At 25.0% G+C, this 991-nt stretch carries 1 protein-coding gene; it reads left to right on the plus strand.

The window, feature by feature from the left end:
- Positions 1–233: 233 nt before the first annotated feature.
- On the plus strand, positions 234–991 hold a 758-nt coding region (locus tag AMN73_RS00790), incomplete at its 3' end, for a glycosyltransferase family 4 protein (protein WP_143323180.1).

Raw genomic sequence — 991 nt, forward strand, 5'->3', positions numbered from 1 at the left:
ATTAAAAAAAAAGATCAATCGTTTACGGTAATCTTGAAGATAATTCAAAGCCATTACTAAATAATTTTAAAAACCTTAAGATAGGAAGGTCTTTTGTTAAAAAAAATATATCCTATACTGACAAATTATATAGAGAATATCTTAAATATAATTTTAAGATTATTGAAATACATAATAGACCTGAGTCACTTCTTTATCTAATAAAAAAAAAAGTAAAAGCTAAACTCATATTTGTGTACCATAATAATCCGCAAGACTTACGTTCTTCATCATCTATAAAAGAAAGAACATTTATTGCCGAAAACACAGATCAAATTTATTTTGTAAGTGGATGGGTTAAAAATAAATTTTTTGAAAATTTACCTTATCATCATCGAAATAACTGTGAAATTTTGTATCCAGCCATAAATCCTATCAAGAAATTTCCTAAAAAAGAAAAAGTGATTATTTTTACAGGAAAACTCAATTCGTCCAAAGGTTTTGATATATATGGAAAGTCAGTTATTAAAATTTTGGACAAATTTAAAAATTGGAAGGCTATGGCAATTGGTAATGAACCAAGAGAAAAATTTAATTTTCAACATGATAGATTAAAGATTTTAGATTGGGTAAATCATAGTAAAATTTTAAATTATTACAAAAAAGCATCGATTTCTGTAGTGCCATCAAGATGGCAAGAACCATTTGGAAGAACTGCCATGGAGTCTGCTGCTTTTGGTTGTGCGACAATAACATCAAAAAAAGGTGGTCTTCCAGAAACTTTTGAAAATTCATTATTTATCAATAAAATAAATGAACATGAGTTATACACCATTATAAAGAAACTTATTATAAATGAAAGCTATAGAAAAAAAATCCAAAAAATTAATTGGAAAAATGTAAAACATAAACTTTCAGATCATGTTGGTAAAATTGATAGTTTAAAAAACTTTTATTTAAATTCAAATTTTAATTTCAATAAAGGTTCGAAATTGAAAATTTTACACATATC

This window comes from Candidatus Pelagibacter communis (assembly GCF_001179965.1).
GTDB lineage: Bacteria > Pseudomonadota > Alphaproteobacteria > Pelagibacterales > Pelagibacteraceae > Pelagibacter.